Consider the following 15,638-nt stretch of genomic DNA (forward strand, 5'->3'; position numbering starts at 1 on the left):
GTTGAAACCTTTATCTTTTTTGGATACCTACTTTCGTTTTTACTAACATAACACAAAATAAAAAAAACTTACTACATGAATGTTCAAGAGTAAGTTTTCTATCCCGTTATTTTATTATAGGTAAATGCATTATTATTTGTTGACCAATCGGTCCCATTCTTCTAAAGCCTCTATCTTCGAAGCCAACTTTTTCATATAACTTTTGTGCTGGCATATTTTTTTCATTTACAGCAAGTACAACTTCATTTTTTATTGGAAAATAACGTTTTACAAAATCTTGTAATAATGCCAATGATTTTTTAGCGTATCCTCTTCTTTGTTTATTATAATTTATAGAAAATGATGTTAAAAGTAAATCATCTTCATTCTCTGTGAACTCTTGTACTCTTTCGCCTGTTTGTAATGCGAAAAGACCAACAGGTACCCCGTTGTAATCTAAAATAACAATTACATTTTTTGTGCGATCGCTTTTTGCTTTTTTCAATAATTCGCCTGGATCTGATGTGAATTGAACTTGTTCACTTGGTAAAGTAAATGATTGTATAATTTCTTTATACGTCTCCTTATACGGAACTAATTGTATTTCCCCAGTATGTATGTTCATGCTATACTCTCCCATTTTTATCAAATTAACTTAAACCTTGCTGTGATTTAGAATGCACTTTTCCATCCAAAAATGTAATTTCAACAAATGAATTTGGATTATTCCCCTTCCAAGCAAAAATTTGTTTAATTTGTGTAGAATGTTCTACCCCTTCTTCTATAAGTAAATTTCCTTCAAAACCGATTAAATCTTTCACTTCTGTATAAGTCATTCCTTCATCTATTTTTGAGAAATGATTTATATTGATAAATTCTTTCTTCTGACTTTCCATCACAGTAGAAGAAGTCGCTGTTTGCTTTTTCACTTCTTTCTTTTGTTCACACGCTGTCATACTGAAACTTAGGCAGAAACCACATAAAATAAATGCACTTTTTTTCATCATACCAGTTGTCCCTCCCACAATAATTAAACCATATATTTCCTTAAAAATAAACTGAATATTTAATATTATATTTAAAAAGCCTCGTACAATTTAGTACGAGGCTCATTTTACTTATTCAAATGATTATTAGATTGGTCATTCTGTTCTTTTCTTAGTTCTTGTTCTTCATCTTTTGGTAATTGCTTGTCATTATCTTTAATTGGATTCGTTTCTCTATTTTCAATCATATCATTCGGAACTTGTGGCATCACGCGGCCAACAATTGCTGCTAATTCATCCAGTATACCTTCGCCAGTTTTCCCTTTTTTAATTTGCTTTCCAATTTGTTTCAGCCGTTCATACGTATCAACATCAGCTACAACGACTGCATTCGCACCATCCGGATCGTTTTTTAAACTTTCTGCAACAGAGTACTTAATTGACTCAACACGAGTTCGGTCTAGTTTCGCTTTTACATCAATACCTACAATAGCATATTTTCCAACAACTACTGCTGTTGCATCATTCACACCTGGCACACTTGCCGCTAAAGATGCTAAATGATCCGCTGCTTTTTCATTTGGCTTATTTGATTTGTTTGTATAATTAACATTTTTCATTGAGACATTTTTTTGTTCTGGCTTTTCATTTGGATTGTCTTTTTTTCCAATACTGCATCCAGTTATAAAAAAGCAAAGCATCAACACATATATTAGAATTTTCATTCTTTTCACCACTTTACTATTAAGGTTTAATCATAAATTTTTTCAACAGCTTGCATTTTTTTCACTTTTTCTTCTGCTCCGCTATTCGCATTGATGAAAATTTGATACGTATCTTTCCCTAACGTTCCAACAAATTCATAGCAAAGTACTTCATTATGCAAATCATTTACTACGACTGCTTTTCGCTCTTCCATCACTTTCACATCAGGGTTAATTTTCTTCCTTGCTTCTGCTGCAGTTAGCTTGGCAGACGGAATTGTTCGTTTTTGATGTGATGCTAAATATTCTTTTGCAGAAAATCCAACGATAGATCCGTCGTCTAAAGCAATTTTCATTTGGATTGCTTCCGGATAGATCCGTACGCCATTCTCATTTACTACATAAGTAAACACGCCGATAGTATCATATTGGGAACTATCATAAAGCTCCATATTATTAAACTTATGATCCTTTAAAAACGTCAATCCTTTACTTCCTGCATCGTTTAAACTAATTTTCTGTTCTTTAATTTCTCGATTATTCATTACCCAAATTGGATATCCGCCTTTTCCGGTAATATCCATGTAAAACTCATTATTCGTTGCAGAGTCTTTAATCTTCACACTATAGAATGATTCTTTCGCACCTTTTCCACTTTTCTCTACATCGACTTTTTCATTTCCTTTTAAATTTAAAAATGATTTTGCGATTTTTGCTGCTTCATCTTTAGAAATTGCCTTTCCTTCTGCTTCAAATCCACCTTTTTTATTTTTTTGTGCACTTGTAAAGGTCGGTCCGAAGTTTGTAGAAGAGTATGATGTTACGTTTTTCTCTACAGTTTTTAATCCATCAATAATTGTGTTATCTGCTGGATCGCGATTTGATGCAAGTGCCATTTCAACATCCATCCAGCGTAAATTATTTTTCAAAACAAGATGTTGTACTTTCCTTAGTTCATCTTGTATATTTCCCGCATTTGAATATAAAGTTTGCAACGTTTTATATTCTTGTTCATTTAACGGCTCTTTTTCTAAATCACGAATGGCTGCACGGTAACTAAAATCACCGATATTTGCTAAAAACTCTTCCGTTTTATTAAACGGCATTAATGTTAACGGGAGTTGTCCTACATCTGAACGAGCTTCAGATGTTAAACGCCATACATCTGCTAATGCAGGTGATAAAGATGAGCGTGAATTCATCGCAAGTGTTGTACCAATTTTATCGTGTAATAAATCAACTTCGTATGCTAAATCATGGAATGCTCGTTGATAACTATTTTCCGCTCGAATTAAAACCGCATTTTTCTCTTGGTGCTCTTTATAGCCCCAATATCCTGTTCCAACTACACCAACTGTTAATAATACAATGATAATACCTCTTAACATTATCCCACCTCCGCTCTATTTACAGAAAATATGTTTACCAATTTTTTTAATTTGTGGACGAGTCCAAATCCATTTACTTGTCGCAGTATCTGGGTTGAAATAATATAAAGCATTTCCTGTTGGATCCCATCCGTTTATCGCATCTAAAACCGCTTTTTTTGCTGTTTCATTTGGCGTTAAATATATTTGTCCATCTGCTACCGCTGTAAATGCTCTAGGCTCAAAGATTACACCTGAAACAGTATTGGGGAATGACGCACTTGTAACACGATTTAAAATAACAGCAGCTACTGCAACTTGTCCTAAATACGGTTCACCACGTGATTCCCCGTATACTGCATTTGCCATAAGCTGAATATCATTTTGAGAATAACCGTTCGGAACATTTGTCCCTTTATTTTGAGATGGTTTATTCTCTTGTGCAGAGCCACCACTATTTCCTTTATTCGTTGTCGTCCCTTTATTAGCAGTTGACTTATCATACTTTGTTGCCTTTACGAGCATTTGCTTCGTTTTAGCTCCAGCTAAACCATCAACGGGTAATCCGAATTTCTCTTGAAAATTCCGAAGTGCCCAGTATGTACCCCATCCGAAAACACCATCCACTTTTCCCGTATAAAACCCGTTATATTTCAAACGAGATTGCAGTTCAATGACATCTTCGCCAGATGCTCCTCTTTGAATGACTTGATTAGAAAAAGCTTCTACATTCTTTAGTTGTATACTACTGACCATTAAAGACAGTCCTATGAACGCAAGTAAAACTGCTATTTTAAAAATAGCTTTTTGGCGCATAATTTTCCCTCCTTAATTACAGAAATGATTTCTTGGTTATGTTTTGTAAAAGCCTCGCTTTTATGTAAAGAAGACAAAAAAATCCAAACTTATATCGTTGAAAGAATATGTAAACAATATACAAAAAGGAGAAAAGGAGTTCATTATGAAGCAATTGTTAAAGCGTATCGCATTCGTCATTCTTTTATTAACAACATGTTTAAATATATATACCGGGTCATCGATTGTTCATGCACAACCGCCTTATGCAAAATGGGGTAAACTTGCTGTAGAAAAGACGAAAGAACAATATCCGAAAGCAGAGATTGTTGATTATCTTCATATAGGTAGAAAACCAAAAACGGTTCAAATAACTGTTGAAAAGTTTAAATTGTGGCTACGTGAAGATGGAAAAGAATATGGTGTTTTTGTTGATGTAGAATTTGAAACGAAGACAGAGAAATTTATAAAGTTGTCGTTTCAGAAGACGAGTAGATAAAATGAAACCCCACTGTTAAAAACGGAAACAGTGGGGCTCCTTGCATTTCTAAAATTCTTTCCTAAAGTTTCGATTCCCTAAAAATCTTACCAATATACAAATAGCGCCAATTACAACCGCTATCCCTATACTGTATAAAAGTACTTTACCATACCCACCTATTCTTGGATCTAAAAACGGATATGGATACCAATTCACGATTGGGCCACGTATTAAGCTATATACAACGTAAAAAAACGGGAATAAGAGCCAACTTGTAGATTGTTTCCAAGTGATTTTCTTAATAGGTGGATTTAAAATCCAATCTAAAAGCATTGCAATCGGCATGATATAATGTAGCACTGTATTTACCCATGGTATTGCCGTTTGAAGTGACTCTTCTAATCCTCTTAATAGCAAAAAATAAATGAGTCCTGTCGTAAGTATGTATACCGTTGCCGCACCTCGAAGTATACTAAATTGTTCTGAGCGACCAAATGTAGCTGTTCCGATACTGCTTAAAAGGAGAATACATACAACTAAAATGTTACTTTCAATCGTAAAGAAACTAAAAAAATTAACTGGATTGAACGGTTTCAATTGTGCCCTGAGTATGAATTGCGTAATAATGGCACTACATGCTAGAAGACTTAAACATAGTCTAAATAAAGATAAAGTTTTTTCATCCCTCATACATTCCCTCCTTTTCTTATATATAATTGGAATTTCCCTGTACATGCTCAATAAATAATTTTAATGGAACGAGCCCACGTTTTGGCATATGACTACTTATAATAGCTACTACTTCTAACTTAGGAATGATAACGATGTATTGTCCGCCGTACCCCATAGCGAAATATATACAATACGGTATGTGAAATCTTTCGTTATGTAATACCCACCAGTGATATCCATATGCGCCGACATGTTCATATGTTTCAAATTGCGCCCTACTTGACTCTTCTAACCATTTCGCTGATACAATTTCTTTCTCATTCCAATATCCATTTTGCAAACATAGTTTTCCTAATTTTAATAAATCGGTAGATTTCATTTTCATACCGAAGCCGCCGACATATATACCTTGCGGATCTTGTTGCCACTCATATTCGCTAATTTCTAATGGCTCAAATAAATATCTTTTCGCAAACTGCTCTGTCGACATCCCAGTAGCTTCTTGAATAATATAGCTAAGTAAATGTGAAGAACCTGAATTATAATTCATTTTTGTAGCAGGTTCTTCAATTATTGGCTTTTCTAATATGTACTGTACCCAGTTCTCTGATTCTACAAAGTCATTTGGGAATACTACTCCATTCCCAAACTCTTTCCAATCCTCACCAGTAGTCATTGTTAATAAGTGATACAGCGTTAAATCATGTTTTTCCCCAGGTACATTTTCAATCCACTCTGTAATCGGTGTATGTATATCATTTATATAGCCCTTATCAATTGCAATACCAATTAATAAAGATACGATACTTTTTGTAATCGAATTTATTTTATATAAGTTATTTACACATTCGGGTGTTTTATAATACTCAGTTGTTAATTCCCCTTTTTGATAAATAAGAAATGTATTCACTTTTTTCTTTTCAAATTTATTTTGTAGTTGCTTAAAATCCAAAAATCTTACCTCCATTAAAATAGTTAATTCATTTATTATATCTTGTTCCTTTTATTAAAACATAATTGTGCTCAAATAAAAAAATAAGCTTATCAGCCATAATTAGCTGACAAGCTTTTTCCTATAATTTCGTACGAACATTCCAAAGTTCAGGGAAGAACTGTTGATCAAGTACTCGTTTTAAATAAGATACACCTGAAGATCCGCCAGTTCCCATTTTATTTCCGATAATGCGTTCTACCGTTTTCATATGACGGAAACGCCATTGTTGTAGCCAATCTTCGATATCAATTAATTTTTCAGCAAGCTGATATAAATCCCAATATTTCTTCACGTCCGCATACACTTCTATCCAAGCCGCTTCTACAGTTGCATCTTCTTCGTAAGGCTGCGTAATATCACGATTCAACACATCTTTATGAATTGGGAAGCCTTCTTTAACAAGCGCCTGTATCGCAACATCATACAAACTTGGTGCGTGTAGCGCTTTATGAAGACGAGCGTGTAATTCTGGATCTTTTTCATAAATCTTTAATGCATGTGGTGTTTTATAACCAAGTGCGTACTCAATCATTCGATATTGATACGATTGAAAGCCTGAAGCTTGACCGAGTGAATCACGGAATTCAATATACTCAGATGGCGTTAATGTCGCAAGAATATCCCAAGATTGAATAATTTGCGATTGAATTTTTGATACACGTGCTAACATTTTAAATGCCGGTGCTAATTTATCGTTTTTAATCGATTCAATTGCTGCATTTAGTTCATGTAAAATAAGCTTCATCCAAAGCTCACTAGCTTGGTGAATAACGATAAATAACATTTCATCATGATGGTCTGATAATCTCTTTTGAGAAGATAGTAAACTATCTAATTGTAAATACTCACCATACGTCATATTTTCCTTAAAATCCGTGTGAATCCCTTTTTCCATAATTACCTTTTCGTTTTCTTTCATATTAGTCAAACACCCCTTTTATATGTTTCTACTTATATTGGTCTAATGACAGCTCGAACTGGACTTCCATCTGCATCTGTTAATGCAAGTGGTAATGCAATTAATTCGTAATCGCCGTCTGCTACATGATCTAGTACGACATTCTCTAAAATATGAATTCCATATTTAAACAATTGATGATGTGCTGCTAGTTCTTTATCATCTAACGGATCAACTGATGGTACATCCACTCCGATTAAACGAATTCCCTTATCAGAAAGAAACGGTGCAATATCAGCACGTAAATGTGGGATCACATCTGGGAATTCTTCTGCTTTACCATGTGAAGATGTACGTAATAATAGTCGTTCTACACCTTCTAAATGAAAACTTTCTAATTCTTTTTTTCCGATGCTTTCAAGGTTAGAAACGTCAATGATTCGCGTAGGTCCGACATAAACTTGAACATCTAAATCTATTACTTTCTTTCCGTCATTATCAAAATGAAAAGGCGCATCAATATGAGTACCTGTATGAATACTCATCGTTAACTTTCCGACGTTTACTGAACCGCTCTCTTCTTTTGACCATGAAACTTCATACGAGAACGGTGTATCTCCTGGCCAAGTTGCAATATCATTATTTAATGGCTGTGAAATATCAATCCACTTTGATGTTTGCATTCTTATGCCACAACCTCTCGTTTATTTTCAAATTGTTTATACTCTTCCTCTTTCATAACTTTCTTTAAAATTTGAACAGAATTCCATACTTCTTCATACGTATTGTATAAAGCTACTGGCGCAAGTCTTATCCCATTTGGTGCTCTGAAATCTGGAATTACTCCATTTGCCTTTAGTGCTTTACAGATACGCGCTGCTTCCGCATGCTCTAAATAAATATGTCCACCTCGTTTTTCATCCTCTAACGGGTTTCCAATTGTAAATCCGAAATCTTTTAATTCATGATCAATTAAATCCAGCATGTATCTCGTAATATGTAAAGATTTCTTACGTAAACGTTCCATACCAGCATCTTTGAAAATTTCAAGAGAACCAATTAATGGTGCTATACTTAATACGTGAGGTGTACCAATTTGATAAGCACCTGCATGATCAGCAGCTGTTAATGTATGCTCCATATCAAACTGTTTATCTTTTCTAGAACTAAACCATCCAGACAATCCTGGCAGTCTATTAAAATGTTTACTATTTACATAAAGGCCTGCAACACCACCCGGCCCTGCATTTAAATATTTATAATTGCACCATACAGCGAAATCAACATCCCACTCTTTAAAATGATGTGGAATAGAACCAATTGAATGACATAAATCAAATCCAATATGAATGCCGCGTTTATGAGCTTCCGCTGTTAAACGTTTCATATCAAGAATTTGACCACTTCTATATAAAACTGAAGGTAATAAAATTAAAGCGATATCATCTTCCATTGCCTGAATAATATCTTCTTCAGAAAGTGTTCGACCATCTTGGCTTTTCACTCTTACTAAATGCTCATCTGGCTCTAAGCCTTTTAAACGAATTTGACTTTGAAGTGCATAAATATCTGACGGGAAAGTTAATTCATCCGCAAGAATTTTTGTACGTATTCCTTTCGGCTCATAAAACGTCGCAATAACTTGGTGTATATTCGCAGTCGTAGAACCGGTTACAATAGTTTCTTCTGGTAAAGCTCCAATAAGAGGTGCCGTCAGTTCACCTAATTTCTCCGAAAGGAAAAACCATGGATGTTCGCCTTCTGTCCAGCCATCAATGCCATACTCTTTCCATGAATCTAGTAAAGTAAGTAACGATTTTTCTGCTCTTTTCGAAAGTAGTCCTAATGAGTTTCCATCTAAATATATAGTTCCTTCTTTTTTATAGAATTCAGTTTGAAAATCTTTCAGTTCATCATGTTTATCACACTCAAGCGCATACTCATAAGTTGGTTGAAATGGTTCTTTATACATGGTGTCACCTTCTCTTAATTTTCTTTTTATTCTAACTAATTGAAATATATCACCTTAGTTGATATAACGTCAATGATATTATGTCAGTTGACTTTACATACTATCTTCTTTTACAATACAATTATATTTTCAGATATTTCAGTATAAAGAGGTGATTCTTTGAAAAACACTACTCTTTCAACAAGAAAACACCGCTCCTTAGAAACAAAAAAGAAACTATTACATTCGGGTTACACTATTTTTATTACTAATGGATTTCAGAAAACGACAATCACGCAAATTATTAAACATGCAGAAACTGGTTATGGAACAGCATATGTATACTTTAAAAACAAAGATGATCTCCTTATCGTGTTAATGGAAGATGTTATGAATCGTTTTTATAATATTGCTGGACGCTCTTTCTTCCCTCAAACGAAAGCAGCAGCACGTGACTTGATTCAAAATCAAGTTAGAGCATTCCTACAATTAGCAGAAGAAGAACGAGCTATTTTGCAAGTTGTCGAAGAAGCAATCGGATTATCAAAAGAGATACGTCAAAAATGGGGTGAGATTCGCGAACGCTTTATAAAAAGTATTTCGCAGGATATTACTTACTCTCAAGAAAGTGGATTAGCGCATCCTGAATTAAATAAAGAGCTCGTGGCACGCGGTTGGTTCGCAATGAATGAAATGTTTCTTTGGACTATTGTACAAAATAACAAAGAAGTAAAACTAGAAGAAATAGTGTATACATTAACGGAGATGTATACAACGGGATTATATAAATAGCGCACTTCACATATTTAAAGTGTGCTATTTTTTCTTAAAATCATCATTCTAACTATAAATAGAATAGCCTATTATAATAATTGCGAGTATGTATGTGATTATTATAATCATAAAAATACAACCTGTTTTATTTTATTGTTTTAACCTACTCACAATTCCAATAATAAACTTATACTCAGCTCTACTTTTCCTTACTTTCTTAAAGCCCTCTTTCGTATCAAAAATAAAACACGTTTTCCGAAACCAAACACGGACATAAAATGATTCAAAATAAATAGGTCTCACAATTCCTTTTTCCTCAAATTCAGTACCGTCTGTATTTTCGGTCTCTGTTCGAACGAACCATCTATTCCCGATACCAATTTCAATATACTTCACATACTAACCTCCTTTAGGGAATTTCCCGTCTAACTATTTTATTATTTCCCTGGGAAGCGCACATTCCGACAGAACATGAGCTCAAAAAGAAAAAGCAGATTACAAAAATCTACTTTTATAGATTAAATTTTTGCATTCGTTTATAAAATGTACTACGGGGTACATCCAATAGTTTTGCGGCTAACGAAACATTTCCGTTCGTCTTTTGAAGCGCTTCAATCATACTATCATGCTGTATTCTTTCACGGAAACTTAATGTATGTTCTTCATTATTTTCTGTTTGCAACTGGGATTGTCTTTCACTTCCCATCATTGTTTGTATCAAAAAAGCGACTTGTTTTTCGCATATTTCCCGTCCTTGCGACAAAATGTAAATGCGTTCTAATACATTTACTAGTTCTCGAATATTTCCGGGCCATGTATGTTGTAAAAATTGATTGCAAATACTCTTTGGAAATACAACATTCCAATTCTTCCGTTCGCAAAAGTGTTGTATAAAATATGGAATATCCTCTTTTCTTTCTAGTAACGATGGAACATATAACGGATAAACGTGCAAACGATAATATAAATCTTGACGGAATTTCCCTTCTTCTACTAACCGTAGTAAATCTTTATGTGTGGCAGTAATAATACGAATATTTACTGGTACCTCTTTTGAACTTCCTATTGGAGTTATTGTGCGTTCTTGTAAAACACGCAATAAGGCTACTTGCATCTCTGATGGTACTTCACCAACTTCATCTAAAAACAATGTTCCTCCATTCGCTTGTTCAAATTTCCCTTTATATCCTTGACGTCGCGCACCTGTAAACGCACCTTCAGTATAACCGAACAATTCACTTTCCATTAATTCTTTAGGCAAAGAACCGCAGTTAACAGCTATAAAGGGCCCGTCTTTTCTTGGACTATTTTCATGAATCGCTCTCGCAACATATTCCTTTCCTACTCCTGTCTCGCCACATACATACACACTAGCATCAGTCGGTGAAACAAGCTTAATTTCTTCTAGTGTGTGTTGAAATGCTTTGCTTGTCCCGGTAACTCCTGAAAAAGTAATTCCTTTTATAAATGTGAAAGCAGAATATGTATTCATTTGTTTGTTTTCCTTTAAATACATACATTTCCCGATCATTCTTTCATTACTATATACTGGTATCTCTAATTTAGTTTCCAATCCATAGCGCATTAAATCTTCAAGTTTCATTCTTGACCAATTAGTTACTCGTTTCCGAACGCTCTTACTCGCAGAAACGATAACATCACGATGATTACAAATAACTACTTGTTCATCACTATCAATGACATCTAAAAAACGATGAATTAAGTGTAATTCATTTTGATGAACTCTTATGCTACATTCACGTTCTATCGCATGTGCAATTGAAGTTACCATACCGAGCATATATGGATGCGAAAATTCAATTGGACAGGAGAAATCTAGAACACCAATTAATTTCAAGTCATCGTTATGAATGGGAGCAGCCGCACAACTCCAGCTATGAGATGCCACGGAGTAATGTTCAGTACCACTTATCATAATAGCTTCTTCAATTTCTAATGCTGTTCCTATTGCGTTTGTCCCCACAGCTGCTTCCGTCCATTTTACACCTTCAATAAAATTAATATGTTTCGCTCGCTTTAACGTTTGTTTATTTCCACTTAAGGATAGAACATAACCATCTGGATCGATTAATAATGCCATCATTTGTAGTTCATCAATGATTTTTCTCATATTTTGTATTTGAGGTAATGCTATATCAAGGAAATTTTCACTCTTTTTCTTTTGTTCTTGAAAAATATTAGAAGACAAAATTTTCTGACCTTTATTCATATGAGGATTCACATTTGCTTGTTTACATCGATGCCATGACTCTGAAATTCTTTCGTTTATACGGTTCGAATCAAGGACTCCTTTATCAATAAACTTTTTCCATGTATGTAAGTAAAACGGTGAAGCTAACATTGTATCATCTCCCTTTTAATTGTTTTGGAGATTTATTCCGCATTAACGGGCAGTAAGACCCCCACCTCAAAATTCAGCTAGAGCAAAGAAGTTAGGTGGGGGTCAGGCTGCCCGTAAAAGCCTGATTGGTTTAACTAATAATTAGTGAGGGATGAATAACACCTCCACTGATTAAAGTTTCACTTTATAAAACATACTTTTATTATAAAACTGAATAAAAGCGTTTTCAATACAACTAGAAAGACGACACAAATATGTTAATAATTTGAATATTTTAATGCATTTCTTTATTCTTTTTTAGTAGCACTATATTTTGTATAATGGACGCAAAGAAAATACATAACCAAAACCATTTTGTGGATTACCATTTATAAAGAAAACAATCACGGCTATTGCAAATAAAATAGCGGCTGATAAACTAATATATAATTTCGTTCTGACCTGCATTAGTCTTAACTCCCATTATTTTACATTACATACTAACTCTTCATTTTTCATCTCTACTATGTACTCTTGTAAAACATATTCTTTCCCGCCATAGTTTTCATACCATTCATGTATTCTTCTAACATGCATCTCGTCACTTCTAATTTTCGATTCTATTTCTTTATACTGTTCATAACTATCATATTCCCATATGGCAAATACTTCAGACGTACCATTCTTATTATCTTTCATCCAGCGTCCTATTAGCCTAGAACCATGCTTTAATTGATTAGGTAAGTTTGTGTTATTGAAATGATCATTAAATACTTCTATGAATTCATTTTTCACTACATAGTACTTCCTTCTGTAAAACATACTTCTTCACCTCTTTTATGAAAAGTATCAGTAAACCTTCCCATCACTACCGTATTATAATACTTTCCATCCGATAGTCTTTTGTCATTTTTCAAAATGCCTTCTACTTCAAAACCTAATTTTTTATAAAGATGAATAGCTTTCTCGTTTGTCTCTAATACTTGTAAAGATATTTTATTTACTGCATTTTCGTCAGCCCATTTAATAGATTGTTGTAATAGGCTCTTACCCATTCTATATCCCCAAAACTCTTTTAAAATGCAAACACCAAACTCCACTTTATGAGATAATCTCTTAAAATTTGATCCTTCACACCTTGAAAATCCAACGATTCGATTGTGCACTTCTGCAACTAAAAAGAGATTCTTCGTCTCTTCACTATCTGTTTTTATTATTTTTTGAAACCCTAGGTCATCTATAAATCCCTCTCCAGCATCTCTATCCATATTTTCAGTTTCTCCATCAATCTGAACTCTAATTTTCGATAACTGGTCAGCATCTTTCTCAGCTGCAGAACGAATTGTATAAGTTAATCCATTTATATGAAACTTTTGCTCTTTTACAATCATGTCAAACTCCTTTCAAATGAATATAATGGCGCTATTACAACTTGTTTACCTTGTTTCTCAAAGTCCTGAACAGTTTCTTTACTAGCCTTTTCGTCAGTTATAATAAGGTCAATTTCTTTTAGAGACTCTCCTCTTATAAAACAATCTATTCCAAGTTTATTATGCGGAGCTAAACAAATATTTCTTCTAGCAATTTCACTTACTCTTTTACTAAAATAAGCAACTTCAGGTGTTGCAGTGCTAATACCTTGTAATGAAATGCCTCCACCTGTAGAGAAATAAAGATCAATAGAAAATCTACTTATCAATTCAGAGGCAAGTGTATCAGTAATATTTCCTGAAGGTTTTACTTTTCCGCCAATTAAATACGTATCAATATTCTTATATTCTCTTAGATGACCCGCTATTTCTATAGAATTCGTAATAACAGTAAATGATACTTCCGGTAAATATTTCAGCATAGCATTATGAATGGAAGTCCCACCAATAAAAATTGAATCACCTTCTTGTATATATAATGCCGCAACCTTTGCAATTGTGTCCTCATATATTGAGCTATCACTATAACGTTTAGCTGGTTCCGCAGCTAAGTTCCTCACTCGCGTAAGTTCAATTGCACCTCCGTGCGTTCTTTTTAATAAACCATCCTTTTCCATAATAGACAAATCTCTTCTTATAGAATCAATAGACATATCAAATCTTTCCGCAATATCCTTTGCGATTACTCTTCCATCTGTACTAAGTAGTTCTAAAATTTTCTCCCGACGTTCTTCAGTAAACATGTTATCACCACCGTTATTGAAGATTCAGAAATTTGAACTTTATGTTAATTATATGCACGTTTCTTCCGTTTCACAATATTTTCAATCCTTTTTCTTCCGTCTTTATGCAGGTTTTCTCTCTTTTTCTATTTTGTTAACTTTACATAAAATAAATGCACATTTGCATATTCTACTAAAAGACTTCTATTTATTTCCTTACTCATGTAAAATTATTCCTATGTTTTACTTTTTAATACAGAAAGGAATTACTATGAAATCTTTAATTAAAGTAACTTGTACAGCATTATTATTTACAGGAATATTAACAGGATGTAATAGCAATACTACACCAAAACAAGAAAAAAGCACTCTCGAAAAAAATGCAATGCACTATGGAGAAATAGTTAAAAACGAATACTATAGAGCAACAGTTGAAAATGCAAAATTTGAAAAAATAGACAAAGAGTGGCGCCTTACTACTCGTGTTATGATTAATAATGTTCGAGACGATGGACAAACTATTGATCTTTCGAAAATAAAATATTTCATACAAGATGAAAAAACTGGTCAGAAATATGAAGGTGAAGCTCATCCGATAGATGACGAGCACTATAAAAATGTTCCACACAAATTTTCTTTAACTACTGACGTTGTATTTGAAATGAAAACTTCTCCTAAAGACTTAAATAACATGTATTTGTATATTGATAGTAAAGTTGCTCCATTAACAAATACATATTGGAAGCTTGAGAATCTAGCATCAAAATAAAAAAAACAGTCTTTATTGACTGTTTTTTTATTGTTGAACTTGTAAATACCATCTAAAGGAACTCTCTTTATTATTAGTTAATATACATGTAACTTAATCATTTTTTCTCAAGGAATACATCTGCTGCACAAATCGTCACTTCTCTAAATGGATAGTCAAATAAAACACCTAGTTCAAAACCATCTTCAGTAAGAGCTATTTCATGATATAGCCACCAAGCACTTTCAAAGTTTTCTGGCATAGAACACTTTGTTACTCCTATAAAAGTCACTTTAAGTTTATCAAATTCACTAAAAGTACCACTGCAATCTAATACGATAGACAAAGTATCTTCTGATTTTCTCTTTACTACTTTAATCACACTATCATGTAGTGACATCTCATGTAGCTGAGCGACATGAGACGGAAGTTTTTTCTTAATGGAATTAAAATGTTTTAAGTATGATTGATCTAATCGTTCCATTCTTGCCTCATAATCTGCTGTCCACTCTAACAAAAGTTTCTTTAATTCATTAGGTAGATATACTGAATCAAACATGTTGTTATGAATGTATGGATGTAGTGTTTCAGGAAGATAGTGTAATAAATCTTCTTTCCTTTCTTCTACTTCGTCTTTCAAACTTTGTATATAATCGGGATCTATGTCTTTCCATTCTTCTATTGACTCTATGAAATGCACAAATCCTGAAATTTGCATTTCTTTATACCAATCTTTTGTGAAATATTTCAATTACATCTCTCCTAAAACATTTTATCATCCAAGAAAAGCAATGTA

At 33.6% G+C, this 15,638-nt stretch carries 20 protein-coding genes; 3 read left to right on the plus strand and 17 right to left on the minus strand.

Annotated features, from left to right (window positions below):
- Positions 1-106: 106 nt before the first annotated feature.
- The 5 genes from DPQ31_RS13360 to sleB all read right to left on the minus strand — a co-directional run bounded on the left by DPQ31_RS13360 (position 107) and on the right by sleB (position 3,852).
- The gene (locus DPQ31_RS13360; RefSeq protein ID WP_098711318.1) at positions 107-604 is read right to left on the minus strand and encodes a GNAT family N-acetyltransferase; all 498 of its coding nucleotides are present in this window, start codon (positions 602-604) and stop codon (positions 107-109) included.
- 25 nt (positions 605-629) lie between these two features.
- Positions 630-986, minus strand: a complete 357-nt coding sequence (locus DPQ31_RS13365; protein ID WP_000976449.1) for a hypothetical protein — start codon at positions 984-986, stop codon at positions 630-632.
- 107 nt (positions 987-1,093) lie between these two features.
- The gene (locus tag DPQ31_RS13370; RefSeq protein ID WP_000698005.1) at positions 1,094-1,690 is read right to left on the minus strand and encodes a YhcN/YlaJ family sporulation lipoprotein; all 597 of its coding nucleotides are present in this window, start codon (positions 1,688-1,690) and stop codon (positions 1,094-1,096) included.
- Positions 1,691-1,716: 26 nt separating this feature from the next.
- Positions 1,717-3,057 carry a germination protein YpeB gene (ypeB, locus tag DPQ31_RS13375; RefSeq protein ID WP_000943731.1) on the minus strand — a complete coding sequence of 447 codons (1,341 nt, stop codon included), beginning with the start codon at positions 3,055-3,057 and terminating at the stop codon, positions 1,717-1,719.
- A 15-nt stretch (positions 3,058-3,072) separates the two neighbouring features.
- Positions 3,073-3,852: a spore cortex-lytic enzyme gene (gene sleB / locus DPQ31_RS13380; protein WP_001249051.1), complete on the minus strand. Its 780-nt coding sequence runs from the start codon at positions 3,850-3,852 to the stop codon at positions 3,073-3,075.
- A 145-nt stretch (positions 3,853-3,997) separates the two neighbouring features.
- Between sleB and DPQ31_RS13385 the strand changes: the two genes are divergently transcribed.
- Positions 3,998-4,330, plus strand: a complete 333-nt coding sequence (locus DPQ31_RS13385) for a YqzG/YhdC family protein (protein ID WP_000811610.1) — start codon at positions 3,998-4,000, stop codon at positions 4,328-4,330.
- 48 nt (positions 4,331-4,378) lie between these two features.
- Here DPQ31_RS13385 and DPQ31_RS13390 read toward each other — a convergent pair whose 3' ends face one another.
- From DPQ31_RS13390 to kynU, 5 genes are all read right to left on the minus strand, one after another.
- On the minus strand, positions 4,379-5,002 hold the full coding sequence (locus tag DPQ31_RS13390) for a Pr6Pr family membrane protein (RefSeq protein ID WP_208732030.1): 624 nt from the start codon (positions 5,000-5,002) through the stop codon (positions 4,379-4,381).
- Positions 5,003-5,018: 16 nt separating this feature from the next.
- The gene (locus tag DPQ31_RS13395; protein WP_208732031.1) at positions 5,019-5,936 is read right to left on the minus strand and encodes a serine hydrolase domain-containing protein; all 918 of its coding nucleotides are present in this window, start codon (positions 5,934-5,936) and stop codon (positions 5,019-5,021) included.
- A 121-nt stretch (positions 5,937-6,057) separates the two neighbouring features.
- Complete coding sequence (kynA, locus tag DPQ31_RS13400; protein ID WP_000661947.1) at positions 6,058-6,897, minus strand: tryptophan 2,3-dioxygenase; 840 nt, start codon at positions 6,895-6,897, stop codon at positions 6,058-6,060.
- A 32-nt stretch (positions 6,898-6,929) separates the two neighbouring features.
- Entirely contained in the window at positions 6,930-7,559 is a 630-nt protein-coding gene (gene kynB / locus DPQ31_RS13405; protein WP_001194976.1) for an arylformamidase, read from the minus strand.
- A gap of 2 nt (positions 7,560-7,561) precedes the next feature.
- Positions 7,562-8,848: a kynureninase gene (gene kynU, locus DPQ31_RS13410; RefSeq protein ID WP_199631637.1), complete on the minus strand. Its 1,287-nt coding sequence runs from the start codon at positions 8,846-8,848 to the stop codon at positions 7,562-7,564.
- Positions 8,849-9,007: 159 nt separating this feature from the next.
- On the opposite strand from kynU, the gene DPQ31_RS13415 reads away from it, so the two are divergent.
- The gene (locus DPQ31_RS13415) at positions 9,008-9,619 is read left to right on the plus strand and encodes a TetR/AcrR family transcriptional regulator (protein ID WP_000799616.1); all 612 of its coding nucleotides are present in this window, start codon (positions 9,008-9,010) and stop codon (positions 9,617-9,619) included.
- 132 nt (positions 9,620-9,751) lie between these two features.
- Here the strand turns inward: DPQ31_RS13415 and DPQ31_RS13420 are convergent, their stop codons facing one another.
- The 6 genes from DPQ31_RS13420 to DPQ31_RS13445 form a co-directional block, all read right to left on the minus strand.
- Positions 9,752-9,997, minus strand: coding sequence for a DUF3977 family protein (locus tag DPQ31_RS13420; protein ID WP_000873854.1), 246 nt, complete (start codon positions 9,995-9,997; stop codon positions 9,752-9,754).
- A 115-nt stretch (positions 9,998-10,112) separates the two neighbouring features.
- Positions 10,113-11,963 (minus strand): sigma-54-dependent Fis family transcriptional regulator, encoded by a 1,851-nt coding sequence (locus DPQ31_RS13425; RefSeq protein WP_208732032.1) that lies wholly within the window; start codon positions 11,961-11,963, stop codon positions 10,113-10,115.
- Between the two features lie 306 nt (positions 11,964-12,269).
- Positions 12,270-12,410 (minus strand): hypothetical protein, encoded by a 141-nt coding sequence (locus DPQ31_RS13430; RefSeq protein ID WP_208732130.1) that lies wholly within the window; start codon positions 12,408-12,410, stop codon positions 12,270-12,272.
- Between the two features lie 15 nt (positions 12,411-12,425).
- Positions 12,426-12,764: an NIPSNAP family protein gene (locus DPQ31_RS13435; RefSeq protein WP_097958961.1), complete on the minus strand. Its 339-nt coding sequence runs from the start codon at positions 12,762-12,764 to the stop codon at positions 12,426-12,428.
- A complete protein-coding gene (locus DPQ31_RS13440) occupies positions 12,737-13,333 on the minus strand; it encodes a GNAT family N-acetyltransferase (protein ID WP_097958963.1) in 597 nt (198 codons plus the stop codon). The genes DPQ31_RS13435 and DPQ31_RS13440 overlap by 28 nt, the downstream gene beginning before the upstream one ends.
- Positions 13,330-14,115 carry a DeoR/GlpR family DNA-binding transcription regulator gene (locus tag DPQ31_RS13445; RefSeq protein ID WP_000493647.1) on the minus strand — a complete coding sequence of 262 codons (786 nt, stop codon included), beginning with the start codon at positions 14,113-14,115 and terminating at the stop codon, positions 13,330-13,332. The genes DPQ31_RS13440 and DPQ31_RS13445 overlap by 4 nt, the downstream gene beginning before the upstream one ends.
- A gap of 250 nt (positions 14,116-14,365) precedes the next feature.
- Between DPQ31_RS13445 and DPQ31_RS13450 the strand changes: the two genes are divergently transcribed.
- On the plus strand, positions 14,366-14,863 hold the full coding sequence (locus DPQ31_RS13450) for a hypothetical protein (protein WP_087969368.1): 498 nt from the start codon (positions 14,366-14,368) through the stop codon (positions 14,861-14,863).
- 97 nt (positions 14,864-14,960) lie between these two features.
- Here the strand turns inward: DPQ31_RS13450 and DPQ31_RS13455 are convergent, their stop codons facing one another.
- Positions 14,961-15,593: a DUF4085 family protein gene (locus tag DPQ31_RS13455; RefSeq protein WP_098711324.1), complete on the minus strand. Its 633-nt coding sequence runs from the start codon at positions 15,591-15,593 to the stop codon at positions 14,961-14,963.
- Positions 15,594-15,638: the final 45 nt, after the last annotated feature.

The sequence above is a fragment of the Bacillus sp. COPE52 genome (assembly GCF_003355115.1).
Taxonomy (GTDB): Bacteria; Bacillota; Bacilli; order Bacillales; family Bacillaceae_G; genus Bacillus_A; species Bacillus_A toyonensis.

Bases quoted from the DNA above. Each gene is read 5' to 3' on its own strand.
- kynB (WP_001194976.1), bottom strand. From the start codon at position 7,559: ATGCAAACATCAAAGTGGATTGATATTTCACAGCCATTAAATAATGAT.
- DPQ31_RS13450 (WP_087969368.1), top strand. From the start codon at position 14,366: ATGAAATCTTTAATTAAAGTAACTTGTACAGCATTATTATTTACAGGA.
- DPQ31_RS13440 (WP_097958963.1), bottom strand. From the start codon at position 13,333: ATGATTGTAAAAGAGCAAAAGTTTCATATAAATGGATTAACTTATACA.
- DPQ31_RS13430 (WP_208732130.1), bottom strand. From the start codon at position 12,410: ATGCAGGTCAGAACGAAATTATATATTAGTTTATCAGCCGCTATTTTA.
- kynU (WP_199631637.1), bottom strand. From the start codon at position 8,848: ATGTATAAAGAACCATTTCAACCAACTTATGAGTATGCGCTTGAGTGT.
- kynA (WP_000661947.1), bottom strand. From the start codon at position 6,897: ATGAAAGAAAACGAAAAGGTAATTATGGAAAAAGGGATTCACACGGAT.
- ypeB (WP_000943731.1), bottom strand. From the start codon at position 3,057: ATGTTAAGAGGTATTATCATTGTATTATTAACAGTTGGTGTAGTTGGA.
- DPQ31_RS13425 (WP_208732032.1), bottom strand. From the start codon at position 11,963: ATGTTAGCTTCACCGTTTTACTTACATACATGGAAAAAGTTTATTGAT.
- DPQ31_RS13435 (WP_097958961.1), bottom strand. From the start codon at position 12,764: ATGTTTTACAGAAGGAAGTACTATGTAGTGAAAAATGAATTCATAGAA.
- sleB (WP_001249051.1), bottom strand. From the start codon at position 3,852: ATGCGCCAAAAAGCTATTTTTAAAATAGCAGTTTTACTTGCGTTCATA.
- DPQ31_RS13360 (WP_098711318.1), bottom strand. From the start codon at position 604: ATGAACATACATACTGGGGAAATACAATTAGTTCCGTATAAGGAGACG.
- DPQ31_RS13385 (WP_000811610.1), top strand. From the start codon at position 3,998: ATGAAGCAATTGTTAAAGCGTATCGCATTCGTCATTCTTTTATTAACA.
- DPQ31_RS13390 (WP_208732030.1), bottom strand. From the start codon at position 5,002: ATGAGGGATGAAAAAACTTTATCTTTATTTAGACTATGTTTAAGTCTT.
- DPQ31_RS13445 (WP_000493647.1), bottom strand. From the start codon at position 14,115: ATGTTTACTGAAGAACGTCGGGAGAAAATTTTAGAACTACTTAGTACA.
- DPQ31_RS13365 (WP_000976449.1), bottom strand. From the start codon at position 986: ATGATGAAAAAAAGTGCATTTATTTTATGTGGTTTCTGCCTAAGTTTC.
- DPQ31_RS13370 (WP_000698005.1), bottom strand. From the start codon at position 1,690: ATGAAAATTCTAATATATGTGTTGATGCTTTGCTTTTTTATAACTGGA.